This is a genomic window from Stenotrophomonas sp. YJH_SMC_46 (assembly GCF_059370315.1).
On record NZ_JCAFTO010000003.1, the window covers coordinates 731,481 to 757,217 of the forward strand.

Here is a 25,737-nt window from a genome sequence, read left to right on the forward strand (position 1 = left end):
GCGCACCGCACGTTACAACTCCACCGTCTCCCACCAGCGCGTACCCGCCTGCGGCGCCTGCATGTCCAGCGCTTCGCCCATCATCGGCGTAGCCACCGGCACGTTCTTTGCGGCCGCCAATGCGGTGATGCGCTCGAACGGCTGCTGCCATGCGTGCAGGGCCAGGTCGAAGGTGCCGTTGTGGATCGGCAGCAGCCACTTGCCGCGCAGGTCGAGGTGCGCCTGCAGCGTCTGTTCCGGCTGCATGTGCACGAACGCCCAGCGCGGATCATAGGCGCCGGTCTCGATCATGGTCAGGTCGAACGGGCCGTACTTCTCGCCGATGGCCTTGAAGCCGTCGAAGTAGCCGGTGTCGCCGCTGAAGAAGATGCGGAAGTCGTCGTCCTGGATCACCCACGACGCCCACAGGCTGCGGTCGCTGTCGCCCAGGCCGCGGCCGGAGAAGTGCTGGCCCGGGGTGGCGGTCAGGCGCAGGCCGCTGGCCTCGGTCGATTGCCACCAGTCCAGCTGTTCGACCTTGCTGGCGTCCACACCCCAGGCAATCAGCTGATCGCCGACGCCGAGCGGGGCGATGAAGCGCGCGGTCTTGCCGGCCAGCTGCATTACCGCGGCATGGTCGAGATGGTCATAGTGGTTGTGCGAGAGGATCACACCGGCTATCGGCGGCAGCGCGTCGATGCTGATCGGTGGCGCATGGAAGCGGGCCGGGCCCAACCACTGCACCGGCGAGGCGCGCTCGGAGAACACCGGATCGGTCAGCCAGTACTGGCCACGCAGCTTCAGCAGGATCGTGGAGTGCCCCAGCCGGAACAGGCTGCGGTCCGGTGCGGCGTCCAGCGTGGCGCGGTCCAGCGGCTGCACCGGAATGGGGTGGGCCGGGACGGTGCCCTTGGGCTTGTTGAACAGGAACGTCCACCAGATCTCCGCACCGTCGCGCAGGCCCATCGCCGGACGGGGCAGGGCATTGCGGAACTTGCCATCACGGTACTGCGGCGAATCGGGGAAGTCGGGGAGGGACCAGGACTTGCAGAAGGTGTAGGCGGTCACAGCGAGGATTCCAAGCAGGAGGACAAGGAGCAGGCGCTTCATGGGTGACGTCCGCTGGGTACACTGCACAGTGTAGTTTCGTCTTTTTCAAAAGTACACTGATGGGTGTAAAATGGTGGCGTCCGTTCAGTTATCCGGTTCCCGCCATGCCCCGTGCCCCGCAACGCCTGACCGACCGTAAACGCGATGCCATCGTGCGCGCGGCGGTGGAGGAGTTCCGTGCATCGGGCTACGAGGCGACCAGCATGGACCGCATTGCAGAGGCGGCGGGGGTCTCCAAGCGCACCGTCTACAACCATTTCCCGAGCAAGGAAGCGTTGTTTTCGATGATCCTGGAGGAGTTGTGGGAACGCAGCGTGGCCAGCGACGCACTGCCGTATCGCGCGGACCAGCCGTTGCAGGCGCAGCTGCTGCAGTTGCTGGGCCAGAAGCTGGAACTGCTCAGCGATGCCAACTTCATCGACCTGGCACGGGTGGCGATGGCCGAGGTCATCCACTCACCGGAGCGGGCGCAGGCCATCGTCTGCCGCATGGGCGAGAAGGAAAGTGGCGAGAGTGCCTGGATCCGCGCAGCAATTGCCGATGGCCGCCTGCGCGAGGTGGATCCGGACTTTGCCGGCCACCAGCTGCACGGGCTGGTGAAGAGCTTCGCGTTCTGGCCACAGGTGACGATGGGGCAGGCACCGTTGAGCGCACAGGAGCGTGCACGCGTTGCCGAATCAGCGGTGGCGATGTTCCTGGGTTTCTACGCGGTCTAGCCGGCAGCGAAGCGGCGGAACTCGTCGGCCGGCAGCGCCGCCGAGTACAGATAGCCCTGGCCGACATCCACACCCAGTGCGCGCAGTTGCTGTTCCTGCGCCAGGGTCTCGGTACCTTCGGCCACCACGATGGCACCGCAGCGGTGCGCGACTTCGACGATGAAGCGCACGATCGACTGCGACTTGGCGTCGGACAGTGTGGCGATCAGCGCCTGCTCGATCTTGACCTCGGCGATGGCCAGCTGCGAGAGCAGGATCAGGGTTGAATAGCCAGCGCCGAAATCATCCAGTGACAACGTGACCTCCGCCGCCAGCAGCTGTGCGATGTTGGCATCGACCACGTCGCGCTCGACGATCTCGGTCCATTCGACGATCTCCAGGCGCAGCATCACGCCGGGCACATCGTGCAGCTGCAGCAGTTCCTGCAGGCGCAGGCCGAAGCCGGGCAGGCGCAGTGACTCGGCCGAAACATTCACGGCGATTTTCAGCTGCGTGCCATCGCGTCGGCACTGCTGCAGGAAGTGGATGGCCGACTGCAGCGTGGCCCATTCCAGTTCAGCCAGCCGCCCCTGCCGGCGCAGCAGCGAGATCACCCGCATCGGCGCGATCAGCCGACCCTCGCCGTCGCGCATGCGCAGCAGTGCTTCGGCGCCGACCAGCTGGCGATCCTGCAGGCGATGCTTGGGCTGGTAGCACAGCGGGGCGTCGCCCTGCTGCAGCCAGCGATCAAGGGCGACTTCAATCAGGGCGTCGATCTCGCTGTCGCGCTGGATCGTGTCGTCGAAGAACACGACGCCGGATTCGATCGCACTCAGCGCCACGGTGATTGCCCGGAAGGGCAGGTGGCCATCGTCTGCCGCGCCCGGTGGCTTCAGTTCGACTACCGCGCAGCGGAACAGCGGCCGGAAGCCGGGCCAATCGCGGCCGACCTGATCGGCCAGGTTGCTGGCCAGCTCGGTGATCTGCGGTTGCGTGCGCAGTTCGGACAAGGTCAGGTCGCGCACCAGGATCGCCAGCGCGGCATCGCCGAACTGGTAGATCTCCAGCTGGCCGGCCGGCAGCGAGGGCAGCAGCCGATGCACCTCTTCGGTGCTGTCGCGCTGCCACAGGCCGTTGTCCTGCAGCGGACCGTAGCGCAGGCGCAGGTCGCGCAGGTTGCCCATCTCGGCCACGATCAGGCAGGCCTTGCCGATACCGTCGTTGTCGCGCCAGTAATGCTGCAGGCGTTCGCCGAGCGCACGCATGTTGGGCAGGCCACTGATCGGATCGATGCGCAGCCAGGCGTGTTCGCGCTGACGCTGTGCATCGATCTGCGCATCGTTGTAAACCAGTGCGAACACCGCGCCCAGCATCAGCAGCGATAATGGCAGTGCCAGCAGGCGCTGGATGCCAACTCCTCCACGGGTAGCTGATTGGCGCCGATGATTGCGACGCCCAGTGCCAGGCCCAACGCAGTGACGACGATACGCACGCCCCAGGCCTGCAGGATCATGCGCGGCGAGAGTTCATTGAGCATGCGTGGGTGCAGGCGCCTGCGCAGCCAGACGCCGGCCAGCATCTGCAGCGTGGCCTCGAGGCCGGCAGGCAGGAAGTACTGGGTGCCGGCGAACTGGTAGCGGGCCAGCAGGCTGGCGCCCAGGCACACCAGGCCACCGCGCCAGCCGCCGAGCAGGCCGCTGACCAGCAGAATGTCGAAGCCGAGGTGCAGCTTGACCACGCCCTGGGTGTAACGGGCCACGAACCAGGAATTGAACAGGTAGATCAGGCCCAGTGCCACGCCCACATACAGGCGGCGGCCTTCAATGGCATGGCCGGCACGGCGGGTGGCGATCAGCAGCACCCCGATCATGCCGATCACTGCGGTGGCCTGCAGCAGGTACAGCGGCAGGCTGGGCAGGGAACCGTCCAGGACCTGGGCCGAGACCCGTGACAGCGCATCCATAGCATTCCCGCCTGTGACCGACGGCCGGTGAGGAGCAGGGTAAACCACGACCGCGCGCGCGGCCACTGATGGTGCCCTGCGGCGGCCGGCAAGGTCAGTAGCGTGGGTCGGCGATGGCTGGCAGTACCAGTTCACGTACGAAGCCGGACGGCGACAGCTGCAGCAGCGCACGCACCATGGTCACCACATCGTGTACCGGGACAAGTTCGCCATCCCCGCGTGCTGCGGCCTCTGCCACCGGCACCGACAGTGCATCGTCGGTGTTGAGGTAGCCCAGCTGCAGGCTGGTCACCGCCAGGCGGCGATCGCGGAAACCCTCGCGCAGTGCATCGGCGATGCCGTTGAGCGCGAACTTGGATGCGCCGAACGCCACTTCCGGGCGGCCGCTGCGTGGCAGCGCCGAGGTCGAGCCGGTCAGCACCAGCTGCGGGCGTGGTGCGCCCAGTACCCGCGGCAGCAGGCGCTGCAGCAGCACCAGGGTCGCGGTGATGTTGACGTCGACCAGTTGGGTGAGCGCGGCATCGCTCTCGTCGAGGAAGGCGTACTCGTCGCTGAAGGCGGTCTCTTCCCAGATGCCCAGGTTGTGGATCAGCACATCCAGATCGGCCGGTGCCTGCGCTGCGATGTGATTGGCAGCCAGGGTGGGTTGGGACAGATCGGCCTCGATCCACTGCAGGGTGACACCCTCGGGGCATTCAAAGTCGCGCGGACGGCTGCGCGAAACGCCGATGACGGTGTCGCCCGCACTGCACAGGCCTTCCACGAATGCCCGACCGAGGCCCCTGCTGGCGCCGATGACCATCAATTTCATGTTGCTTCCTTCCATTGCGCGCTCTGCTGGGCGGTGTGCTTCGGGATCGGCGAGAATCCGTAGGGTCCCCAGCAACAGGAGCATCCCGACATGGGAGCACCCGATCCCTTCACTGATGGCCTGCCGCTGCCGCGGGCGTGGCAGGAAGCGTTGGGCGATGCGCGCATCGAGCGGCAGTCGATCGGCGTGTCGCCTGCGGATGTTGCTCGTGTGCAGCAGCCAGGCCAGCCCGATGCCTTCGTGAAGTCGGAAGTGATCGACGCCTTCAGTGAGCTGGGCGATGAGATCATGCGCCTGCGCTGGCTGCAGGCACAGGGACTGCCGGCGCCAACGGTGATTGCCACCGCCGAAGAAGCGGGCCGGCGCTGGTTGCTGATGAGCGCGCTGCCCGGCCGCGACCTGGCCTCGTCGCCGGAACTTGCGCCGCAGCAGTTGGTGGAACTGCTGGCTGACGCGCTGCGCAGGCTGCATGTGTTGCCGGTGGCAGCCTGTCCGTTCGACCAGCGATTGGCCTCGCGCTTGCAGGCCGCCGCCGCCCGCGTCGAGGCGGGTCTGGTCGACGCCGATGACTTCGATGACGAGCGCCTGGGGCAGAGCGCACAGCAGGTGTTCGCCGAACTGTGCAGCACCCGGCCCGACCATGAAGATCTGGTGGTCAGCCATGGCGATGCGTGCCTGCCGAACCTGATGGCGGTCGAGGGGCGTTTCAGTGGTTTCATCGACTGTGGGCGGCTGGGCGTGGCCGACCGCTACCAGGACCTGGCGCTGGCCGCGCGCAGCCTGGTCCACAACTTCGGCGACACGCGTTGGGTGGCGCCGTTGTTCCAGCGCTATGGCGCGGTGGCCGACGAGCGTCGGCTGGCGTTCTACCGGTTGCTCGACGAGTTCTTTTGAGCCCGCGCATGGCTGGCGATGGCCGCGCAGATCAGGCCACCGACCACGCTCAAGTGTTCCAGCGCGAAGAACAGGGCCAGCTGCTGTTCCGCGCCGTGCTTGGTCCAGAAGGTATGCACGACGGCGATGGTCAGCAGCATGAACACTGCCAGCGCGCCGCTGCCCAGCCAGAGCAGGCGATCAAGCAGCAGGCACAGTACGCCGCCCAGCAGCACCACCGCGCTGGCGAGGTTGAACAGCACAGGCGGTTGCAGCCCGGCGGCCTGCATTTCGGCCACGCTGTTGTCCCACGCCTGCAGCTTGGCCAGGCCCGAGGACAGGAACACCACGGCCAGCAGCAGCCGGGCGAGGAACCACAGCACGCGGCTGTCGAGCAGGGTGGTGATCATCCGTGGCATGCAGGAACTCCGGGTTGGGCATGGAACAGGTCGCGCAGCATCGGGCCTCAACCGCAGTTGAGGTCAAGCCCGGCTGAACGGAGCCCGATGGTGGCCAGGTCGACATCTACAAAATGGACGAACGTTCGTTCATGCTTGTGGCATGAGCCGAATCGACCGCAATGAGCAGCGCGTGACCCTGATCCTGCACGCGGCCCTGCGGTGCTTCCTCGCCAAGGGATTCCACCAGACCAGCATGCGTGCCATCGCGCAGGCGGCCGGCGTCAGCCTGGGCAATCTCTACAACCACTTCCCCGGCAAGGAAGCGATCATCCTTGCAGTGGCCGTGGCCGAAAGCGAGGAACTGGCGCCGTTGCTGCAGCGGCTGGCCGCGGCCGACGGTGATCGCACGCAGGTGCTGGCGTTCCTGCAGGACTTCCACGCGCTGTGCTGCCAGCCGGAATGGGCGACGCTCGCCGTCGAAGTGCTGGCCGAGAGCGCACGCAATCGGGCCGTGGCCGAGGCATTTGCGGCCAATCGCAGGCAATTGCAGGCTGTGCTGGCCGAAGCCCTGCAGCAGGTGGCACAGCGTGAGCGCCGGCGTCCCGTACTGGCCCCGGCACTGCAGGCGCAGGTGCTGCTGGATGCCATCGAAAGCGATGCGCTGCGCCGGGGGCTGGGCGAAGCCGGTGGCACCGATGAGGCTCCGCTGGACCCTGGCCTGCTCGCGCTGCTGCTCGGTGCACGCGCATGAGCGCGGTTGAGCGGCGATTGCACGGCGTTGATCTGGCGCGTTACCTGGCCTTGGCCGGCATGGTGCTGGTCAACGTCCGCCTGGCGATGGCCGTGCCGGCAGAGGGTGCGAGTTGGTTGGCAGGGTTCTTCCATCTGCTGGAAGGCAAAGCCTCGGCGACGTTCGTCACTCTGGCCGGTCTTGGCCTGGTGCTGGCCACGCAGCGGCAGGGGTGGTGGCCGGCCAGCGTGCAGACCTGGAGGCGCGCGCTGTTCCTGATGGTGCTGGGCCTGCTCAACCTGACTCTGTTCCCGGCCGATATCCTGCACTACTACGCGGTGTATTTCGCGTTGGCGGTGGTGTGGCTGCGTGCGTCGCCGCGGGTGTTGCTGGCCAGCATCGTGGGCCTGGCGGCGTGTTCGTTCTGGGCGTTGCTGCACTGGGACTACAGCCAGGGATGGAACTGGCAGACGCTGGAATACGCCGACCTGTGGCAATGGCCGGGCGCGGCCCGCAACCTGTTGTTCAACGGCTTCCATCCGCTGCTGCCGTGGCTGTGCTTCTTCCTGCTGGGGATGCTGCTGGCACGCCTTCAGCTGTCGCAACCGCGGGTGCAGCGAGCATTGCTGGTGCTGGGGCTGCTGCTGATCGCGGCCGGCCATGGCGTTCAGCAGCTTGCGCAGGGAACGCCCTGGCAGGTGTGGCTGGGAACGCAACCGATGCCGCCGGGACCAGCCTACGTACTCACGGGTGCGGGCGCAGCGTGCAGTGTCATTGCCGCCTGCCTGTGGCTGACGCGTGTGCAACCCGGGGACTGGCTGGAGCCGTTCACCGCGGCCGGGCGCATGACCCTGACCCTGTACGTGGGCCACATCCTGCTGGGCATGGGCACGCTGGAAAGCCTGGGCCTGCTCGATGGCAGCGCGTCGCTCGCATCGGTGCTGCTGTGGGCGATGCTGTTCCTGATGCTGGCCACGGGCGCGGCCTGGCTGTGGTCGTGGCAGTTCGCACGCGGCCCGCTGGAGATGGTGATGCGACGCATCGCAGGCTAGTTCTCTGGTCGCGGCGAGCTGATGTTGTGACGGACATGTCTGTGTCGCGGCGAATGCATCTGCGATAGTGGCAGCAGGCAATACTTTCCGCTTGCATCCATGTCATTCGCTTCGGCGCAGCATCTCGGCGAAGTCCTGCAACAATCCTATGGCATCACTGCCACCGCCGTGGTGCCACGCCCGGTGGGTGCCGACGCCAATGCCAGCGTGTATCGCGTCGATGCGCGGCACGGGCAGTGGTGGTTGAAATGCCGCACCTACCAGGTCGCCCCAGCGGTGTGGGACAGCCTGCATTGGCTGCGCGGCACGCTGGGTATCGATGAGATCGTTGCGCCGTGGCCAGCATTGACCGGCGGCGCATCGGTACAGCGGTGGGGGCTGCAGTTCACCCTGTTCCCTTATGTGGAAGGGCAGTCCGGATTCGAGGCGGCGTTGAGCCGCACGCAGTGGAAGCGGTTGGGCGAGGTACTGCGGCGCCTGCACGGCGCGCAACTGCCAGCGCAACTGCAGCAGGCGCTGCCGATCGTACGGCTGGAAACCGCAGCGCTGGAGACGGTCGGTCAATGGCTGGCCGGCGAAGGCCTGGCGGCCGCGAAGGACGGGCTGGGCCGCGCATTTGTTTCGGTATGGGACCAGCAGCATGCGCGCATCGCGGCGCTGCATGCGCAGGCACGGGAGCTGCTCGTGGCATTGCAGGACGTACCGGTAGATCTGCATCTGTGTCACACCGACCTGCATGCCGGCAACCTGCTGATGGGCAATGACGGGGGCCTGCACCTGATCGATTGGGACGGCCTTTCGCTGGCCCCGCGCGAGCGCGACCTGATGTTCATTGGTGCGGCGGTTGGTGGGCGCTGGGGGCGCGAGAATCCGCTGGGCTTCGAGGAGGGCTACGGCAGCGACCGCGGCGATCCGCGCTGGATCGCCTGGTACCGGCATTGGCGCATCCTGCAGGACCTGATCGAGTTCCAGCAGGTGCTGTTGGGCAGCGATGGCGAGGAGCGTTCGCCGCAGTTGCGCCGGCAGTCGTTGCACTATCTGGGCGAGCAGTTCGCGCCGGGCAATGTGTTCGATGCGGCGGAGCGGGTGTATCGCGCGCTGTAGATCCACGCCATGCGTGGATGAACCCTGCGCGCTCAGTCAACGGTGGAGGCGCGAAGAGCAGCCGAGCGTAGGCTCGGCTCTACCGAGGAGTGCAGCGTCATCCACGTGTGGCGTGGATCTACTCGGCGGGCTTGGCCGCTGCCGAGGCCGCTGCACTTGCGGCACGCCGCGACAGCACGGCTTCGCGGTGGGCGATGTAGGCGTTGGCGGCGAGGATGATGCCGGCACCGATGATCGTCCAGCGGTCCACCGTTTCGTTGAACAGCAGCCAGCCGAACAGCGTTACCAGTGGCAGCTGCAGGAAGCTGATCGGGGTCAGGGCGGAGACTTCGCCCAGCCGTAGCGCGCGGGTCCACAACAGCTGGCCGACGGTGCCCAGCACGCCGGTGGCCAGCAGCCACAGCCACGCCATGCCGGAGGGCCAGACCCAGACGAACAGTGCCGGGACCAGCGACAGCGGCACCCAGAACACGTAGGTGTAGAGCACCACGGTGTCAGCACTGTCGACACGGGTCAGCTGCTTGATCTGGATCGCCACCAATGAGCTGAGCACGGCGGCTGCCACCGCTACCAGGCTGCCCGCCGTGAAGCCGGCGGTACCGGGGCGCACGATCACCAGCACACCGATGAATCCAACCACCACCGCAGCCCAGCGGCGTACACGCACGGTCTCGCCCAGCCACAGCACGGCGGCGATGGTGACGAACAACGGCGTGGAGTACGAGAGGGAAACCGCCTGCGCCAGTGGCAGATGGCCCAGTGCCCAGAATGCGCACAGCATCGAACCCAGGCCAATCGCACTGCGCACGAAATAACGCGGCAGCTGCTGCGTTTTCAGTGGTGCATGGCCGGGGCGCAGCAGCATCGGCAGCAACGCGAGCAGGCCAAAGGCATTGCGAAAGAACGCCACTTCCTGGGTTGGTACGTACCGGGTGGCGTAGCGGATGGCGACGGCCATCAGGCCGAATGCCATCGTGCTGCCGAGCATCAGCAGCGCCGCCCGCATCGGGGAGGCGCTGGGGGAGAGGGCGGGGGTGTTCACCACTGTGCGCCGAGCAGGCGGGGCTCCGGTTCGATCGGCACGCCGAACTTTTCCAGCACCGAGGCCGAGATGCGTCGCGCCAGCGCCAGCAGCTCAGCACCGGTGGCGTTGCCGTAATTGACCAGCACCAGCGCGTGGCTCGGCGCAACGCCGGCATCGCCTTCGCGGAAGCCCTTCCAGCCGCAGGACTCGATCATCCAGGCCGCAGAGACCTTGCGCTTGTCGTCCTGTTCGGCCGGGAACACCGGCAGCTCGGGGAAGTGCTGCAGCAGTACGTCCACCTGTTCCAGTGGCAGTACCGGGTTCTTGAAGAAGCTGCCGGCGTTGCCCAGCACATCCGGGTCGGGCAGCTTGCGGCGGCGGATCGCGATCACCGCATTGGCCACGTCCACGGCACTGGGCAGCTCCACGCCCTGTGCCTGCAGTTCCTCACGGATGCCGGCGTAGTCCATGCGCAGGTCGTGCAGCAGCGGCAGCCTGAGCTCGATGGCGGTGATCAGGTAGCGATCGGGTTGCTGCTTGAACACGCTGTCGCGGTAGGCGAAGCCACACTGTTCGTTGTCCAGCCGCACCCAGGCCTGCTCTTGGCAGTCCCAGGCTTCAACGGCCTGGATGAACTCGCCGACCTGCGCGCCATAGGCACCGATGTTCTGGATCGGCGCGGCACCGGCCGTGCCGGGAATCAACGCCAGGTTCTCCAGGCCGGACAGGCCTTCCTGCAGCGACCACATCACCAGGCCATGCCAGGACACGCCAGCGCCGGCGCGGATCACCGCATGGTCGGCGCGGTGCTCCAGGAAGCTGATGTCCCGGTTGCCGAACACCAGCACGGTGCCAGGCAGGTCTTCGGCGATCAGTACGTTGCTGCCGCTGCCCAGCACCAGCAGCGGGCCGCTGGCCACCTCGGGCAGCGCGAGCACGTCCGGCAGCAGTGCGGCATCGTGCAGTTCCAGCAGCTGCGCGGCGCTGGCCTGCACGTGGAAGGTGTTCAGCGCCTGCAGCGGCGCATTGCGGGTGAGCGTCCAGCGCAGCGGGGCGTTGCCGTCGACGGTATCCATGGGCGCGCTCACAGTGGGGCCACCGCGCCGCGGCTCGGCGCTTCGCGGCGGCGACGGATCGCCTCCACGCATTCAGAGACCAACGCCGGGCCACGGAAGATCAAGCCGCTGTAGCACTGCACCAGCGCCGCGCCGGCGGCCATCTTGGCCACCGCATCGGCACCGGACAGGATGCCGCCGACGCCGACCAGCGGGACCGATTCGGGCAGGCGCGAACGCAGGCGGCGCAGTACCAGCGTGGATTGCTCCAGCACCGGCGCGCCGGACAGGCCGCCGGCTTCGTTGGCCAGCGGATCGCCGGCCACCTTGCTGTGGTCGATGGTGGTATTGGTGGCGATCACGCCGTCCACCTGCAGTTCGCCCAGTACGCGGGCGGCGGCATCGATGTCGCGCTCGCTCAGGTCCGGCGCCACCTTCACCAGCATCGGGACGCGGCGGCCATGCTGCGCGGCCAGTGCTTCCTGGCGGTCGCGCAACTGGCTGACCAGCTGGCGCAGCGCGGTTTCCTCCTGCAGTTCACGCAGGCCGGCAGTGTTGGGCGAGGAGATGTTGACGGTGATGTAGTCGGCCAGCGGATAGACCTTGTCCAGGCAGGCGATGTAATCGTCCACCGCCTGTTCGTTGGGCGTGTCCTTGTTCTTGCCGATGTTGATGCCGAGCAGGCCGCGGCGGTTGCGCGCGCGCTCGACATTGCGCACCAGCGCGTCCACGCCCGCATTGTTGAAGCCCATGCGGTTGATGATCGCGTTGTGCGCCGGCAGCCGGAACAGGCGCGGCAGCGGATTGCCGGCCTGCGGGCGCGGGGTGATGGTGCCGATCTCGACGAAGCCGAAACCCAGCGCGAACAGTGCGTCGATGTGCTCGCCGTTCTTGTCCAGTCCGGCAGCCAGGCCGACCGGATTGGGGAAGGTCAGCCCGAACACCGTGCTGGGCATCGGCGCGATGCGTGCGGCCAGCAGCGGCGTGGTGCCGGTGCGGTAGGCCAGGTCCAGTGCGGACAGGCCGAGGCCGTGGGCGCGCTCGGCGTCGAGCGAGAACAGGAAGGGGCGGGCAAGCGAATACATGCGTCGGTTCAGTCCAGCGTGCCGAGGAAGGCTCGGGTTCGATATTCAAAAGCAACCTGGCCGTCGACCGCGTGGGCGGCGAACAGGTCCTGCAGCGCGTCGATCATCGGCGCGTGGCGCGGGTGACCGGGTTGGGGAGCATAGGAGGAGGACAGCAGTCGCCCGCGCAGGGCGTCGAAATCCAGATGCTGCACGTTCGGCAGCTGCACCATGCCGCGCAGCCCGGCGCCGAACCAGGCCTGCATGGTGGCGTCGTCCTGGTAGCGCTCGGCCACCGCGGTGTAGTCGGTGCCGTAGTCCAGCAACAGCTGTTCGTAGCCGATCAGGAACGGGCTGGCGTCGAGCAGGCGCGAGTTCCAGTAGATCAGTGCCAGGCCACCCGGGCGCAGGATGCGCTGCCACTCGGCGCGCACCGCCACGGTGTCGAACCAGTGGAAGGCCTGCGCGACGCTGACCAGATCGATGCTGGCCGCGTCAAGCGCGGTGGCCTCGGCGCGCCCGTCGACCGCGCGGAACTGCGGATACTGCGGTGCCAGCCACTGTTCGGCCGCGCCCCGCATGGCCGCATTGGGCTCCACCGCGATCACGGGGTGACCGCTGGCCAGGAACAGGCGGCTGGAAATGCCGGTACCGGCGCCGATGTCGGCGACCATCGCCTCGCGGCTGGCGCCCATCGGGCCGTGCAGCCAGTCCAGCAGTGCGGGCGGGTAACCGGGCCGGTAGCGGACGTAGTCGGCAACGCGGCTGCTGAAGCGTTCAGTGCTGTCGGAGGCAGTCATGGCGTCACTTCGACACTGCCGCCAGCCATGCCAGGCCGCCGAAGAACAGGATGAAGACCAGGATGGCGGCGATCACGGCGCCGACCATCACCCAGCCCAGCACCAGGCCGGTGACGGCCATGCCATCGCCTTCCAGTTCAAGCGGGCGGCGGCGGATCTCGGCGCGGGCCATGTGGCCGGTGATGATGGCCACGATGCTGGCCACGAAGGGCAGGACGGTCCAGCTGGCGATGCCCATGACCAGGCTGACCACGGCCAGGGCGCTTGTCTGTCGGGGTGCCACGCTCATCGGGGTCCTCCTTGGCAGTGTGCACATGATAGTGCCTCTGCCCGGGCAATCCCATGGGCAGTGCCCTGTAGAGCCGAGCCCATGCTCGGCTGCCCCCTTGGGCTGATGCGGGATCGACCGCGTCTTGCGTGCAAGCCGAGCATGGGCTCGTCTCTACAGATTCAGCCCATCAACACCTGGCCGCCATCCACGTTGAGCACATGACCGGTGATCCAGCGCGCCAGCGGCGAGCACAGGAACAGGGCAGCGTCGGCGATCTCGCGCGGGTGGCCGAAGCGGCCGAACGGGATCTTCGCCAAGGTGCCGTGGTACAGGGCGGGGTCTTCGGTGCGGCGGCGGTCCCACAGGCCGTCATCGAACTCGATCGAGCCCGGTGCGATGGCATTGACCCGGATCCGGTCCTTGGCCAGCGCCAGCGCCTGTGACGTGGTGTAGTGCGAAAGCGCGGCCTTGGCGGCAGCGTAGGGCGCGCCACCGGGACGCGGCTGCTGGGCGGCGATCGAGGACAGGTTGAGGATGCAGGCGTCGCTGGAGGCACGCAGCCATGGCAGTGCCAGGCGCGAGGCACGCACGGCCGCCATCAGGTCGATCTGCAGGCTGGCGGCCCAGCCGTGCTCGTCGTCGACCATGCCGTAGCCCGTGGCATTGTTGACCAGTACATCGATACCGCCGAGGGCATCGGCGGCGGCCTGCAGCCAGGCCTGGATCTGGCCGGGATCGGCCAGATCGGTAGAGAACGCGTGCAGTTCGAAGCCCTGCGCCCGTGCATCGGCACGCAGGGCATCCAGGCCTGCCTGGCCGCGGGCGCAGGCCGAGACCTGCGCACCGGCACCGGCAAAGGCCAGTGCCATTTCACGGCCAATACCCTTGCTGCCGCCGGCGATCAGCACGCGGCGGCCGGTGAAATCAATCACCGGCTTGCCACCCTGTAGCGCCGAGCCATGCTCGGCTGCATTTCCTGCGGTGTTCATGGCGCATCCTGCCGGGCATGGCCCGGCACTACAGATTGCGTTACAGGTCGAACTTGATGCCCTGGGCCAGCGGCAGCGAGTCCGAATAGTTGATGGTGTTGGTCTGGCGGCGCATGTAGACCTTCCACGCATCCGAACCGGACTCGCGGCCACCGCCGGTGTCCTTCTCGCCACCGAAGGCACCGCCGATCTCCGCACCGGACGTGCCGATGTTGATGTTGGCGATGCCGCAGTCGCTGCCGGCCGCCGACAGGAACTTCTCGGCGGTCTTCAGGTTCTGGGTGAAGATCGAGGACGACAGGCCCTGCGGCACGCCGTTCTGCATCTCGATGGCTTCGTCGAGGGTGTCGTACGGCATCACGTACAGGATCGGCGCGAAGGTCTCGTGCTGGACCACGGCGTCGCTGTTCTTCAAACCGGAGACGATGGCGGGCAGTACGAAGTTACCCGGTCGGTCGATGCGGGTGCCGCCGGTTTCGATGGTGCCGCCGGCGGCCTTGGCCTGGGCGATGGCATCGAGGAACTGCTGTACGGCGCCTTCGCTGTTCAGCGGGCCCATCAGGTTGGCGGCATCGGTCGGGTCGCCGATCTTGCCTTCCACCTGCTTGTAAGCCTTGACCAGGGTGGCCAGTACGTCGGCGTAGATCGAGCGGTGCACGATCAGGCGGCGAGTGGTGGTGCAGCGCTGGCCGGCGGTGCCGACCGCACCGAACACGATGCCCGGCACGGCCAGCTTCAGGTCGGCGGTTTCGTCCAGGATGATGGCGTTGTTGCCGCCCAGCTCCAGCAGGCAGCGGCCCAGGCGGCGCGCGACCTTTTCGTTGACGGTGCGGCCGACCTGGGTCGAGCCGGTGAAGCTGATCAGCGGCACGCGACGGTCATCGACCATCTTCTCCGACAGCGCGGTGCCGGCATCGTTGATTAGGAAGAAGATATCCGGGAAGCCGGCTTCGCGCAGGGCCTCGTTGCAGATCTTCAGCGAGGCGATGGCGGTCAGCGGCGTTTTGTTGGACGGCTTCCAGATGCACACGTCGCCACAGATGGCGGCCAGGAACGAGTTCCAGCTCCAGACCGCCACCGGGAAGTTGAAGGCCGAGATGATGCCGACCAGGCCCAGCGGGTGGTACTGCTCGTACATGCGGTGGCCGGGGCGCTCGGAATGCATGGTGTAGCCGTACAGCATGCGGCTCTGGCCCACGGCGAAATCGGCGATGTCGATCATCTCCTGCACTTCGCCGTCGCCTTCCGGCTTGCTCTTGCCCATTTCCAGGGCGACCAGCGAACCCAGCGCATCCTTGTGCCTGCGCAGCGCTTCGCCGCACAGGCGCACGGCCTCACCGCGGCGCGGGGCAGGCGTGGTGCGCCAGACCTTGAAGGCTTCCTGGGCGCGGGCGACGACGGTCTCGTACTCGGCCTCGGTGGTCGCGCGGACCTGTGCGATCGGCTCGCCGGTGGTCGGGTTGACCGGGGTGATCAGCTCACCACTGGTCGCGCTCGACCACTCCCCGTTGCCCAGGTACGTGCCAGCGTTGATCGCGTCCAGGCCAAGGGACTTGAGCAGCTCGGAAGACATGCAGACTCCTGTGTTTCGTTACGTTGTTTGGCGCCATCGCGGGCAGGTGGGGGACGCGATGAACAGAACCGCCGATGGTAGCAGAGGGTGCTGGTTGGGCTTTGGTGCGGTGCGGGGTGGATTGAGCGCCAGTGAACTGACATGAAGTGGGCAATGACGTTCATTTTTTGACGCTAAATGACGCATGTTGATGCAAATTGACACACTGGAAATTGTCAATATTTTCAATTGGATAGGGTGATTTCATGGCATTCGTCCGAGCCTGTGCCCAGTCGGGATTCCTATCTTTTGGCCCAGACTTCATCCACAATTCCTCCACATTTGATTGACACAACCTCGACGATTCCGTGCTGGCTGGGGAGTCCGCGCACGTGGACGCAGACAATTCCGCGTCCCGTCGAGCCGAGAATGGAGATGTGCGTTGCTACAGGGATCAGTAGAAGACCTTTCCGCAGAGCGGGCCCGGGCTGGCCGCCGCCGCGTCGAAGCCCGGGCTGCCTTGGAGTTGGGGCTACGCCTGGGCGACATGTTGCTACTGCCAGGCATGGCAGTACTTTCCCATATCGTGTTGTATGGAGCAGCTGCGCCAGACTCCTCCCAGCGAATCGTGTTTGGCGCAGTGATTCTCAGCGCCATCGTGTGTTTCTCCGTGGCGCCGCTGTATCGGAACTGGCGCATGCGGGGGCTGCTCGCTGACCTCTGGCTGCTGCTGTTGGCGTGGTCTGCCACTTTTGCGCTGTTCTCGCTCTACGTCGTCCTGGTCGGGCTTGCCGATGTGGTGCCGTCGACGTGGCTGATTGGCTGGTATGCCTTTGGCCTGGGATCGATGGCGGCGCTGCGTGTGCTGCTGAGGGTGCAGTTGCATCGGCTGCGCTCGCGTGGGATGGACCGCGAGCGGGTCCTGCTGGTCGGACTTCGCGCCCCGGCCCTGAAGCTGCACCGCCTGCTGCGTGGCAAGCCGGAGCTGGGCAAGGAAGTCATTGGCTACTTCGCCGGTGCAGGCGATATCGCCACCCGCCGTGGCGGTGATGCGCCGCGCCGACTGGGCTTGCTGGCTGAGGTTCCGCAGTACATGGATCAGCACCGCGGCGAATTCGATCAGGTCTGGGTGTCGATGCCGATGGGGGATGCCGCCGCGGTCAGGGACATGCTCAAGCAGATCGAGCGATTTCCGGTGCCTGTGCGTCTGATCCCTGATACCACGGGCCTGGGGGCGCTCAACCCCGGTCTGCACCAAGTGGGTGATGTGCCGATGATCGGTGTGCGGCAGGGCTTGGCAGACCACCGGTTTCGCCTGTTCAAGCGGATCGAGGACATCCTCGTGGCTGGTGTCGCGGTGGTCCTGCTGGCGCCGTTGTTTGTCGTGCTCGCCATTGGCGTGAAGCTGAGTTCGCCCGGGCCAGTGCTGTTCCGCCAGAAGCGTCACGGGCTGGGTGGCAAGGAGTTCTGGATGCTCAAGTTCCGCTCCATGCGCGTGCATGCAGAGGGAGAGGGGCAGATTACCCAGGCTAGGCGCGGTGATCCGCGAGTCACCCGGTTCGGCGCCTTCCTGCGCCGCAGCAGCCTGGACGAACTGCCGCAGTTCTTCAACGTGCTGGGTGGAAACATGTCGGTGGTCGGGCCGCGCCCGCACGCGATCCAGCACAACAACCACTACGAGCGGGTGATCGAGCGCTACATGCATCGCCACTACGTCAAGCCGGGCATCACCGGCTGGGCGCAGGTGCACGGGCTGCGTGGCGAGACCCCCGAGCTGCGCTCGATGAAGAAGCGCGTGCAGTACGACATCGACTATATCCGGCGCTGGAGCCCGACGCTGGACGTGCGGATCATCGTGCTGACGGCGCTGAAAGTGCTGGGGCAGAAGTCGGCCTATTAAGGCAGCTTGATCCTAGAACTGCGACGTAATCCCATGAATCTGTTGGCGATTTCATCGCCTGTAATGCGCGTGTAAGGTATGCTGTGCGGCTGCTGCCGTTCCAGGTTGTTTCTGGTTGCGTGCGCCGCAAGGAATGCCACAGGATCCAGATCAGTGTTCAAGAACGTTCTTTTTGTATGTGTGGGCAACATCTGCCGCAGCCCTTCAGCGGAGGTCATGCTGAGAGAGGCTGTCTCTGGCAAGGGCATCCAGGTGTCTTCGGCTGGCCTCGGTGCGCTGGTTGGGCACGGTATTGATGCCACCGCGCAGGAGCTGCTGGTAGAGCAGGGGCTGGATGGCCTGGCCCATCGTGCCCGCCAGATCGATGACGCCATCCTTGGCGCAGCCGATCTGGTGCTGACCATGGAGCGAAAGCACGTTCGCCGCATTGCCGAGATCGCTCCCCAGGCGTCCGGCAAGACCTTCCTGCTGGGCAAGTGGCAGCAGGATCGGGAGATTCCTGATCCTTATCGCCAGCAGCGCCCGGCGTTCGAGCATGTTTACAAGCTGATGGCCGAGGGCGTGGAGAGTTGGGCGCGGCATCTCTGAAGTCCCGCTGCGTATTCCACCCCTGTAGCCCCTCCCCCGCATTAAAGACCCTCAATCCATGACCACTGAAGCCCGAACCTCTGTACCGGAAGACACCGACGAGATCGATCTGCGCCAACTGCTTGGAACCCTGATCGACTACAAGTGGTGGATCGTCGGCATTACCGGGCTGTTCTTCGTGGTCTCGGTTGCGTACGCCTTGCTGGCAACGCCGATCTATCGTGCAGATGCGATCGTGCAGGTTGAATCGAAGGTTCCCTCGCTGCCAGGGCTATCCGACATCAGCCAGTCGTTGGGGATGGGTACAGGGTCGGCGGAGGCAACCACCGAGATCGCTCTGATTACTTCGCGCGCGGTGGTGGGCAGTGCGGTTGATGCGCTGAAGCTGGATATCGTGATTGAACCCAATCGATTCCCGATCCTGGGTGGCTATTTCGCCCGTAAGGCCGAGCGTGCCGACCCGGATGCTTTGGCTGATATGCGTTTTGGCATGAGCCGTTTCGGCTGGGGTGGTGAAAAGCTGGAGATCTTTCAGCTGGACGTGCCTCGCGCGCTGCTGGCGCGACCGATGACCCTGGTCGTCGGCGAGAACAGCAGCTATGAATTGTTGGATGAAGACGACAATCTTCTGTTGAAGGGGCAGGTCGGCAAGGTCGCCACCGGCAAGGGGGTAACTGCGCAGGTTGCAGAAATGCGAGCCCATCCGGGCATGCGTTTCAGGCTGCTCCGTCACCGTCATCTAACGATGGTTAACGACCTGCAGAAGCAGATTGTCGTCAATGAGTCAGGCAAGGACTCTGGCATTCTGACGCTGGCATACGAAAACTCTGACCCCGAACTGGCCCAGAGCTTCCTCCAGCAGGTCGCACAGGCTTACGTTCGGCAGAATGTCGAGCGGAACTCTGCGGAAGCCTCTGCTCAGCTCGCATTTGTGAAGGAGCAGTTACCGAATGTCCGCAACCAAGTAGACGCTGCGCAGAAGGCGCTGAGCGCATATCAGACTCGCGCGAACTCTGTGGATCTGACGCTGCAGACAAAAGGACTACTGGATCAGGAGGTCGCTGTTGAGTCCAGCATTCAGCAGCTGCGACTGCAGCAAGCCGAGTTGGACCGCAAGTTTACTCGTGATCATCCGGCCTACCAGGCATTGCTGCGGCAAATTGGCGAGCTGGAAGGCCGCAAGAGCGAGTTTCAGGGACAAGTAAAGCGCTTGCCGGAGGCGCAGCAGGAGCTTCTTCGCCTCACCCGAGACATGCAGGTAAGCAATGAGATGTACACTGGTATGTTGAATCAAGCACAGCAGCTCGACGTTGCCCGCGCAGGTACCGTTGGTAATGTGCGGATCGTCGACGCTGCTGAGGTCGATTCCGCAACGCCGGTCAAGCCATGGAAATCTATGGTAGTCCTGATCGGCACGGTGCTGGGCGCATTCCTGTCGATTGCCGTGGTAATCGTTAAACAGCTGCTCAATCGCGGCGTCGAGGATCCGGCGCAGATCGAAGAGATCGGGCTTCCCGTGTATGCGTCCATTCCGGTCAGTCCTCAGCAGGAAAGTGATTCGGTGCGAGGAAAGTTCCGTGCCGATGGTCGCTTGCATCTGCTGGCAGTGAAGGATCCGGCGGACCTCGCCATTGAAGCGGTCCGCAGTCTTCGCACGAGCCTCCATTTCGCCCGCCTTGAGGCGAAGAACAACATCGTTCTGATTTCGGGGGCGAGTCCGAACGCAGGCAAAACCTTCGTGTCATCGAATCTTGCTGCGGTGATCGCGCAGGCGGGGCAGCGCGTGCTGATCATTGATGCGGATATGCGCAAAGGCACGTTGCATAAAGCGCTGGGCGCTTCTCAGGCTCCGGGGCTTTCGGATCTTCTGGTTGGCAAGGCGAGCAGAGAGCAGGTCCTTCGTACGCTTCCCGGACTGGATAATCTCCACTTCGTGACGCGAGGCGATGTGCCGCCAAATCCGTCAGAGCTTCTTATGCATGCCAACTTCACCCGGCTTCTGGAAGAGCTATCGCCGCAGTATGATCTTGTAATTATTGATACTCCGCCGATTCTTGCGGTCACGGACGCAGCGATCATTGCGCACCACGCCGGTACCTGCCTGATGGTCGCTCGATTTGGTTTGAATCAGGCTAAGGAGCTGGCATTGGCAAAGCGCCGGTTCGAGCAGAACAACGTTCGTATCCGAGGTGCGATTTTCAATGCAGTGCAGCGTCGAGCGGCCGGCTACTACAGCTACGGCTACTACGAGTACAAGTCAACGCAGTAGCTCCTCTGGCCGCTGAGTTCTGAGGATGGGGCACTTCAGGCCTGAGAGGCTTCCGGGCAGAGCCGGATCTCAAGGGCATGGGATACATACGTTCTTCAGGCAGGTATTTATGTGGTCATGGATTGGAGGGTGTAGCTTTGAATGGGAAGGTTAGAATGCTCGCTGTTGCATCCGGCGGAGGGCACTGGGAGCAACTCATGGCGATGCGGCCGGCGTTCGCTGAGGCTGAGACGTTCTACGCGACCACCATGAGCGGCTTGCCCGAAAAATTTGGTCTGAAGCACTTCTCCATCATTCCGGATTGCAACCGGAACGAACCTCTCAGGTCCGTGGCATGCGTGATTGCACTATTGGGGGTTCTGTTGAAGTTTCGGCCCAAGGTTGTCATTTCAACAGGCGCGCTGCCGGGTCTCGCAGCTTTGGCGCTCGGCCGTGTGCTCGGAGCGCGGACAATCTGGATCGACAGCCTGGCGAACGTGGAGGGAATGTCCATGTCGGGCCGGTACGCGCGATGGTTCGCGGACCACTGGATTACTCAATGGCCTACGGTTGCCCAAGCAAGCGGGGCAGAGTATTGCGGGAGAGTACTTTGATCTTTGTGACCGTCGGCACTCAGCTTCCCTTTGATAGGCTGATGAAGGGAATGGACACCATCTCCCGGGAACTTGGTCTTGATGTTGTCGCACAAGTGCATAGGATGCCTGCCTGGAGCACCGATATTAAGTGTTTCGAGAAGCTGACCCCCGAAGAGTTTGAAGGCTACTTTAAAGCGGCGGATGTGGTGGTCTCCCACGCGGGGGTGGGTTCAATCATTTCCGCGCGGCGAGTAGGCCGGCCTATCATTCTGTATCCGAGGAGAAGTGAGCTGAGGGAACATCGTAATGATCATCAGGCGGCGACTGCACGACAGCTTGCGGCTGCGGAGGGTATTCGAGTGGCATGGAATGATCGGGAGCTGAGGGAGCTGCTGATCAGTCGGGCCGACCTCATGGCTGGCACAGGCTTGGGTGCTGAGCACGAAAAGCTGATTGCGAATCTCGCTGCAATTATTCATGCGGTTCGCTGAAACGTGAAGATCCGGATCTGACCACGTGTTATTTGCACTCGTTGCATCATTCTCTCTGCTGCTTGGCCTCGTGGCGGTTGTCGCGCCCAGAGCTTCCATTCGAGCCTATCTTGTGATGGTTTGTGTGTTGCCATCTGGGCACTACATGAAGGAGATCAGCACTTGGTCTGGCGCCTACTTTTACGATTTCTTCGCTGTGGGAGCGGTGATCGCGCTGCTGCTGCGCATCTGCGCAGGCGCGCGCCCGAAGTTCAATGAACCTCGTCGAAAATGGTGGCGGTCTACCCGTTCGTGGGCGTTGCTCTGGATTCTTCTCGCTGTCCCCTATGCAATTCTTGGCCTAGCCGATGCTGACAAGTTCTACATCCGCGACTTCCGTCCTCTCATTTTCTTGCTGCAGATCGTCGTGCTGGTCTATCTCGCACTTCATGTTCGCCGTGAAGTCGTCACTCCGCGATTTGTCTCTTGGTTGGCAATCACGGCAGGCGCCTCAGTGCTGCTCAAGTATGGAGTTATTCTGACCGGCATCTATCAGCAGGCGGATGTCTACTATCAGGACTCGTCCTATCGCTATCTGGATGCCAGTGCCTACTTCTGCGCCGCGTTCATTCTCTTCTACTTCTCTGATAGAGCTCAATTTGAGCGATTGAGATGGCTCGCTTGGATCGCGTTGGCATCGTCGATTGTTGCTGTACTGATCACCAACTCGCGGTTCATTGTTCTTTCACTCGTTGCTGGCGCTTTCTTTGTGTCCAACATTAGCGCGGCAAGAAGGATCGGCCTTGCGCTCTTTGGCGCTTGCGCTGTCTCGGTATTCGTTTTGGCCAGCTACTACGCTGGCATCGAGCGGGTCCTTGGCGCGCTGACCTGGGAGGGATTGTCTGGACAGGTGGTCAGCCGGTATTCGCCTGCTCTTGAGCGAATCCACGAAATGTCGGCATTCCAGCTCATCTTTGGAATGGGGCAGGGGACACCGTTTGATATTCCTTGGTTCGAGTACCGGGGGCTGGAGAGCGATGCGGCATCGATTGATGGCGCCTATCTGACGTATTACGTTAAATACGGCATCTTCGGGCCCTTGATGCTTCTAGCCTACTACTTCGTTCAGGCCCCAATGAAGACATCCTTTCGTATTCCAATTGGTGTCTTCGTCGCGTGCATGTTCTGCGTATCGACGACGTCATACCAGCCGTACGCGGTTGGTCTGAGTTTGGCGCTCTTCTGCTTCAATGCACTCCGTGTCCGCACAGAAGTCCTGGCTTCCGACGGTTCCCGTCATGTTACGTAGACTGGTTTGGGAGCTTTTGCTTAGCATGGCCTCCACCGTGCTTAGTCGATCCCTCTACATAATCTCTGCTGTTGTGGTCGCGCGGTCGTGGGGGGCGGACGAGGCTGGGTACTTTGGGCTGGTGCAAGCGGTGATAGTTATGCTCAGCGCGGTGCCGGCGCAAGCAGCATCCATGGGGTCTGCAACTCATCTATCCGCGGTGATCAGGGACGGGCGGAGGCCGGCAATTCGTGACCTCAGGATGCTGTTGATCTTTTCGCTCTGTGTCGCGGCTTTGCCGGGTGTGGTGTTTCTCGTAGCGCCTGATTGGAGCAGTGAGAATATCGTTCGCTTTGGTGGCCAGGGAATCCTGCATGCTGTGGGCCTGACCATTCTCTTCACCGTTCTCGCGGCCGTTGCAAACGGGGTGCTTGTTGCATTGGGTCGATTCCGAGAACAGACGCTCGCTAATGCGCTGGCCGCATTGCCTGGGGCGCTGGTTGTTGCTTTTGGCGGTGCAATGGCCGGGAGTGTCGGGGCGGCGTGGGCGCTTTGTCTTGCATTTCTAATGCAACTGATTGCACTTTCTTATACTGCTCTCCGGATGCTGTCAATGTTAGTTGGATCTCCCGGCGAGAGTGGGGTTGTGACCACTCGCGCTACCTCGGCGGGGAGGAATCTATGGCTGGTGACGGTTCCCGTCCTGCTTACCGGGGTCATGGTAGCGCCCACTGGCTGGATAGCTACGCGAATTCTCCACGAAATGGGCGGAGGCATTTCTCAGGTCGGACTTTATTCGGCTGGCAGTCAGATTCTTGCTGTCTTCTCTCAGTTGTCGGTGGTACTTGCCGTGGTTCTTGTTCCGCGCTTGACTCGAAGCTCGGGCCTGGGGGAGGATCAGATCGACGCAGTAAACATGTTGGCCGGATGGATTGCGGTTCTGGTATGCGCACTACCCCTGTTACTGTGGCCAGAAGTCATTGGGCGCGTTTTTGGCGGGCAATATGTGTCGCAGCGCTTCAATCACGTGGTGCAGTTCCTTTCCATTGCTGCCATTCTGATGGCCTTTAAGGGAGGTATCGGCCGCAAGCTTGTTGCCAAGGGCTACTCGTGGTTCAGCGTGGTAAGTAATGCGGGATGGCTGATCGGGTTCGTAATCCTTGCTTGGCTGATGGCGCCTTATGGCGCTGCCGGCATTGCCTTTGCTTTTTTCGTTGCCCACCTTGGTCACTTCGTCGTAGGCCTTCCATTTTTTGCACGAATGGGCCTGATGCACTGGCGATACCTCGTCTCGCCTGGCGCAATCGGAGTCTGGTGTTCAGTCATCTTGGTCGCTGGCGTCGGACTTTCTGGCTATGGATTGGTCGTCCGTACAGGTGCGTTGTTCTTGGGAATCGTAGGTATCGTTTTCGGTACCTGGTATCTGCTGCGAGCCAATAAGGAAATCAAGTGAAGCGAGTTAAGGCCTATATCCGCGGAGCCTACGGCCCAGGGAATCTTGGAGACGATATTCTGATGGTTGCCACGCTCGGAGTGATCAAGAGCCGATTTTCTTCGTCTGAGATTGCTATTGGCGTGGATCATCCTGTTCAAGCATCCGCGTTCGATCCCGAGGTGCAGTGGCTTCCGCTCAAGAGCCCATTTTCGGCCGAATTGGTCGTGCTTGGGGGCGGAGGCCAGTTCTTTTCATTCGCTGGACGCGCGGCGTTGAACTCGAGATCTCTATTGTCTCGCTTTGGCCAGTCAGTTCGAGCGCAAAGCAGCATTCTCTCTGGCCTGATCCGCTTGATCATGAAGGCGCGCGGAGCGGTGGACGGGCTGTATTTCGCAGATAACATCGGAACTTTCTGCATCGGTCTCGGACCGTTTCAGGTGGACGGGAAGGGCAAGTCCAGGGCTGAGAGATTTCTGGCTCTCGCCAGTTACGTTTCTGTGCGTGATCAGACAAGCGCAGAGCACTGCAAGGAGCTCTCAGGCGTACGTGCAGAAGTTTTTAGCGATCCCAGTTTGCTGCCTGAGTTGTGGTATGGGTCGTGTCCCGCGCCACTGAAGCTGGCGGATGTCGAGAGCGGCTATCATTCCTTTGTTCTTCGCGACTGGCCTCTTGATGAAGCCGGTGCCGCCGCAATTGGTGCCATGGTGACGGCAGCCCGAGACCTGCGCAGCCAAGGCAGGAAGGTTCGAATGGTCTCCTTGTACCGGGAGCGTGACGCACATCTGATCGCAAATCATGCAGATTTCGAATGGCTGATTTGGGAGCCATCGGCAATGACAATTCGTCAGTTCATGGATCGCTTCTGCAATGAATCCTGCGTTATCGTCAGCGCCAGAGCACACGGTGTCTGGCTGCCTGCGGCCTTAGGTGTGCCGAGCATTGCAATCAGAATCGAGAACAAGCTGGAGGAAGTGCACAATATGCTTCCCAATGGCACGCTCTTGGTCAGGCAGCCCGGACCGAGAGCGATCTGCGACTGCATTGATGAGTTCCACGTGGGCCGGCTGGCGCTGGAGGAGGGCGTCGCCGCCGATGTTAGTGAAAACTCAGAAAAGGTAAAACGTGGCGTCGCTTCACTTCTTGCTTGGATTGACTCTACTGGAGTCAGATCCCGATGAAATTTGCGCGGTTGAATGTGAAGAAGCTACTACTGGCAATGGCCAACTTTTTGCTGAGCCTGGCGACTCTGTTCTGGCTGCGACGGTTGATCTTATGTCTGATGGGAGCAAAGGTCGGAACAGGTGTGACCATTCACCGCTCGGTTCGCCTGTTCGAATTTGGATCCTTGGAAATCGGTGCCAATACCACGATCAACCCATGGTGCTTCCTTGACAATAGGGGGGGGCTGAAGATTGGCAATAACGTAAATATCTCCCATTCCGTACGAATATACAGCATGGGCCACGATGTTGATGATCCAGAGTGCGCGGTGTTCTCGGATCCTGTAGTCATCGAGGATGATGCGTGGATTTTTCCGTCGTGCCTTGTGATGCCCGGTGTAACCATCGGGAGAGGCGCTGTTCTTTATCCGGGGTCGGTCGTCGTCAGGGATGTGCCTGCCTATGCGGTAGTGGGCGGCAATCCCGCTCGGGTTATTCGTGAGCGCAAGAGGGATCAGAGATATTGCGCTGCATTCCCCGTATGGTTTGGAGTTTAAGATGGTACAAGGAAATAATGGA

General features: G+C 63.3%; 24 protein-coding genes and 1 pseudogene. 14 read left to right on the forward strand and 11 right to left on the reverse strand.

The window, feature by feature from the left end; all coding sequences use genetic code 11:
• Positions 1-12: 12 nt before the first annotated feature.
• Complete coding sequence (locus AC5P8C_RS12960) at positions 13-1,089, reverse strand: MBL fold metallo-hydrolase (protein ID WP_019661351.1); 1,077 nt, start codon at positions 1,087-1,089, stop codon at positions 13-15.
• A gap of 104 nt (positions 1,090-1,193) precedes the next feature.
• On the opposite strand from AC5P8C_RS12960, the gene AC5P8C_RS12965 reads away from it, so the two are divergent.
• Positions 1,194-1,805, forward strand: a complete 612-nt coding sequence (locus tag AC5P8C_RS12965; RefSeq protein ID WP_019661352.1) for a TetR/AcrR family transcriptional regulator — start codon at positions 1,194-1,196, stop codon at positions 1,803-1,805.
• Here the strand turns inward: AC5P8C_RS12965 and AC5P8C_RS12970 are convergent.
• Together AC5P8C_RS12970 and AC5P8C_RS12975 are read right to left on the reverse strand one after the other, a co-directional pair.
• Positions 1,802-3,747: pseudogene (locus AC5P8C_RS12970) on the reverse strand (EAL domain-containing protein). The gene AC5P8C_RS12965 and the pseudogene AC5P8C_RS12970 sit on opposite strands and share 4 nt — an antisense overlap.
• A 94-nt stretch (positions 3,748-3,841) precedes the next feature.
• The gene (locus tag AC5P8C_RS12975) at positions 3,842-4,558 is read right to left on the reverse strand and encodes an SDR family NAD(P)-dependent oxidoreductase (protein ID WP_019661353.1); all 717 of its coding nucleotides are present in this window, start codon (positions 4,556-4,558) and stop codon (positions 3,842-3,844) included.
• A gap of 90 nt (positions 4,559-4,648) precedes the next feature.
• Between AC5P8C_RS12975 and AC5P8C_RS12980 the strand changes: the two genes are divergently transcribed.
• On the forward strand, positions 4,649-5,452 hold the full coding sequence (locus AC5P8C_RS12980; protein ID WP_019661354.1) for an APH(3')-II family aminoglycoside O-phosphotransferase: 804 nt from the start codon (positions 4,649-4,651) through the stop codon (positions 5,450-5,452).
• Here AC5P8C_RS12980 and AC5P8C_RS12985 read toward each other — a convergent pair.
• Positions 5,425-5,850, reverse strand: a complete 426-nt coding sequence (locus AC5P8C_RS12985) for a DoxX family protein (RefSeq protein ID WP_026347176.1) — start codon at positions 5,848-5,850, stop codon at positions 5,425-5,427. The genes AC5P8C_RS12980 and AC5P8C_RS12985 overlap by 28 nt on opposite strands.
• 142 nt (positions 5,851-5,992) lie before the next feature.
• Here AC5P8C_RS12985 and AC5P8C_RS12990 point away from each other — a divergent pair, with 142 nt between their 5' ends.
• The 3 genes from AC5P8C_RS12990 to AC5P8C_RS13000 all read left to right on the forward strand — a co-directional run bounded on the left by AC5P8C_RS12990 (position 5,993) and on the right by AC5P8C_RS13000 (position 8,718).
• Entirely contained in the window at positions 5,993-6,583 is a 591-nt protein-coding gene (locus AC5P8C_RS12990) for a TetR/AcrR family transcriptional regulator (RefSeq protein ID WP_019661356.1), read from the forward strand.
• Complete coding sequence (locus tag AC5P8C_RS12995; RefSeq protein WP_019661357.1) at positions 6,580-7,614, forward strand: DUF418 domain-containing protein; 1,035 nt, start codon at positions 6,580-6,582, stop codon at positions 7,612-7,614. The genes AC5P8C_RS12990 and AC5P8C_RS12995 overlap by 4 nt, the downstream gene beginning before the upstream one ends.
• 99 nt (positions 7,615-7,713) lie before the next feature.
• Entirely contained in the window at positions 7,714-8,718 is a 1,005-nt protein-coding gene (locus tag AC5P8C_RS13000) for an aminoglycoside phosphotransferase family protein (RefSeq protein ID WP_019661358.1), read from the forward strand.
• Between the two features lie 118 nt (positions 8,719-8,836).
• Here AC5P8C_RS13000 and AC5P8C_RS13005 read toward each other — a convergent pair whose 3' ends face one another.
• The 7 genes from AC5P8C_RS13005 to amaB all read right to left on the reverse strand — a co-directional run bounded on the left by AC5P8C_RS13005 (position 8,837) and on the right by amaB (position 15,494).
• Complete coding sequence (locus AC5P8C_RS13005) at positions 8,837-9,724, reverse strand: DMT family transporter (RefSeq protein WP_019661359.1); 888 nt, start codon at positions 9,722-9,724, stop codon at positions 8,837-8,839.
• Between the two features lie 32 nt (positions 9,725-9,756).
• Entirely contained in the window at positions 9,757-10,818 is a 1,062-nt protein-coding gene (gene murB / locus AC5P8C_RS13010; RefSeq protein ID WP_026347177.1) for a UDP-N-acetylmuramate dehydrogenase, read from the reverse strand.
• 8 nt (positions 10,819-10,826) lie between these two features.
• Entirely contained in the window at positions 10,827-11,882 is a 1,056-nt protein-coding gene (locus AC5P8C_RS13015) for a quinone-dependent dihydroorotate dehydrogenase (protein WP_019661361.1), read from the reverse strand.
• A gap of 8 nt (positions 11,883-11,890) precedes the next feature.
• Complete coding sequence (locus tag AC5P8C_RS13020; protein WP_019661362.1) at positions 11,891-12,661, reverse strand: class I SAM-dependent methyltransferase; 771 nt, start codon at positions 12,659-12,661, stop codon at positions 11,891-11,893.
• A gap of 4 nt (positions 12,662-12,665) precedes the next feature.
• Positions 12,666-12,950: a DUF4190 domain-containing protein gene (locus tag AC5P8C_RS13025; RefSeq protein WP_180877250.1), complete on the reverse strand. Its 285-nt coding sequence runs from the start codon at positions 12,948-12,950 to the stop codon at positions 12,666-12,668.
• 161 nt (positions 12,951-13,111) lie between these two features.
• Positions 13,112-13,921 (reverse strand): SDR family NAD(P)-dependent oxidoreductase, encoded by an 810-nt coding sequence (locus AC5P8C_RS13030; protein WP_019661364.1) that lies wholly within the window; start codon positions 13,919-13,921, stop codon positions 13,112-13,114.
• 40 nt (positions 13,922-13,961) lie between these two features.
• Positions 13,962-15,494, reverse strand: coding sequence for an L-piperidine-6-carboxylate dehydrogenase (gene amaB / locus AC5P8C_RS13035; RefSeq protein WP_019661365.1), 1,533 nt, complete (start codon positions 15,492-15,494; stop codon positions 13,962-13,964).
• A 421-nt stretch (positions 15,495-15,915) separates the two neighbouring features.
• On the opposite strand from amaB, the gene AC5P8C_RS13040 reads away from it, so the two are divergent.
• The 9 genes from AC5P8C_RS13040 (at position 15,916) to AC5P8C_RS13080 (ending at position 25,715) form a co-directional block, all read left to right on the forward strand.
• The gene (locus AC5P8C_RS13040) at positions 15,916-17,373 is read left to right on the forward strand and encodes an undecaprenyl-phosphate glucose phosphotransferase (protein WP_495218895.1); all 1,458 of its coding nucleotides are present in this window, start codon (positions 15,916-15,918) and stop codon (positions 17,371-17,373) included.
• A 153-nt stretch (positions 17,374-17,526) separates the two neighbouring features.
• Positions 17,527-17,961, forward strand: a complete 435-nt coding sequence (locus AC5P8C_RS13045) for a low molecular weight protein-tyrosine-phosphatase (RefSeq protein WP_197617934.1) — start codon at positions 17,527-17,529, stop codon at positions 17,959-17,961.
• 58 nt (positions 17,962-18,019) lie between these two features.
• Positions 18,020-20,230 (forward strand): polysaccharide biosynthesis tyrosine autokinase, encoded by a 2,211-nt coding sequence (locus tag AC5P8C_RS13050; RefSeq protein WP_495218897.1) that lies wholly within the window; start codon positions 18,020-18,022, stop codon positions 20,228-20,230.
• Positions 20,231-20,385: 155 nt separating this feature from the next.
• Complete coding sequence (locus AC5P8C_RS13055; RefSeq protein ID WP_495218898.1) at positions 20,386-20,823, forward strand: hypothetical protein; 438 nt, start codon at positions 20,386-20,388, stop codon at positions 20,821-20,823.
• A gap of 5 nt (positions 20,824-20,828) precedes the next feature.
• Positions 20,829-21,296 (forward strand): glycosyltransferase, encoded by a 468-nt coding sequence (locus AC5P8C_RS13060; protein ID WP_495218927.1) that lies wholly within the window; start codon positions 20,829-20,831, stop codon positions 21,294-21,296.
• Positions 21,297-21,321: 25 nt separating this feature from the next.
• A complete protein-coding gene (locus AC5P8C_RS13065; RefSeq protein ID WP_495218899.1) occupies positions 21,322-22,584 on the forward strand; it encodes a DUF6369 family protein in 1,263 nt (420 codons plus the stop codon).
• Between the two features lie 241 nt (positions 22,585-22,825).
• Complete coding sequence (locus tag AC5P8C_RS13070; protein WP_495218900.1) at positions 22,826-24,016, forward strand: MATE family efflux transporter; 1,191 nt, start codon at positions 22,826-22,828, stop codon at positions 24,014-24,016.
• The gene (locus AC5P8C_RS13075) at positions 24,013-25,176 is read left to right on the forward strand and encodes a polysaccharide pyruvyl transferase family protein (RefSeq protein WP_495218901.1); all 1,164 of its coding nucleotides are present in this window, start codon (positions 24,013-24,015) and stop codon (positions 25,174-25,176) included. Before AC5P8C_RS13070 ends, AC5P8C_RS13075 begins: the two co-directional genes overlap by 4 nt.
• Positions 25,173-25,715: an acyltransferase gene (locus AC5P8C_RS13080; protein ID WP_495218902.1), complete on the forward strand. Its 543-nt coding sequence runs from the start codon at positions 25,173-25,175 to the stop codon at positions 25,713-25,715. Before AC5P8C_RS13075 ends, AC5P8C_RS13080 begins: the two co-directional genes overlap by 4 nt.
• The last annotated feature ends 22 nt before the right edge of the window (positions 25,716-25,737 follow it).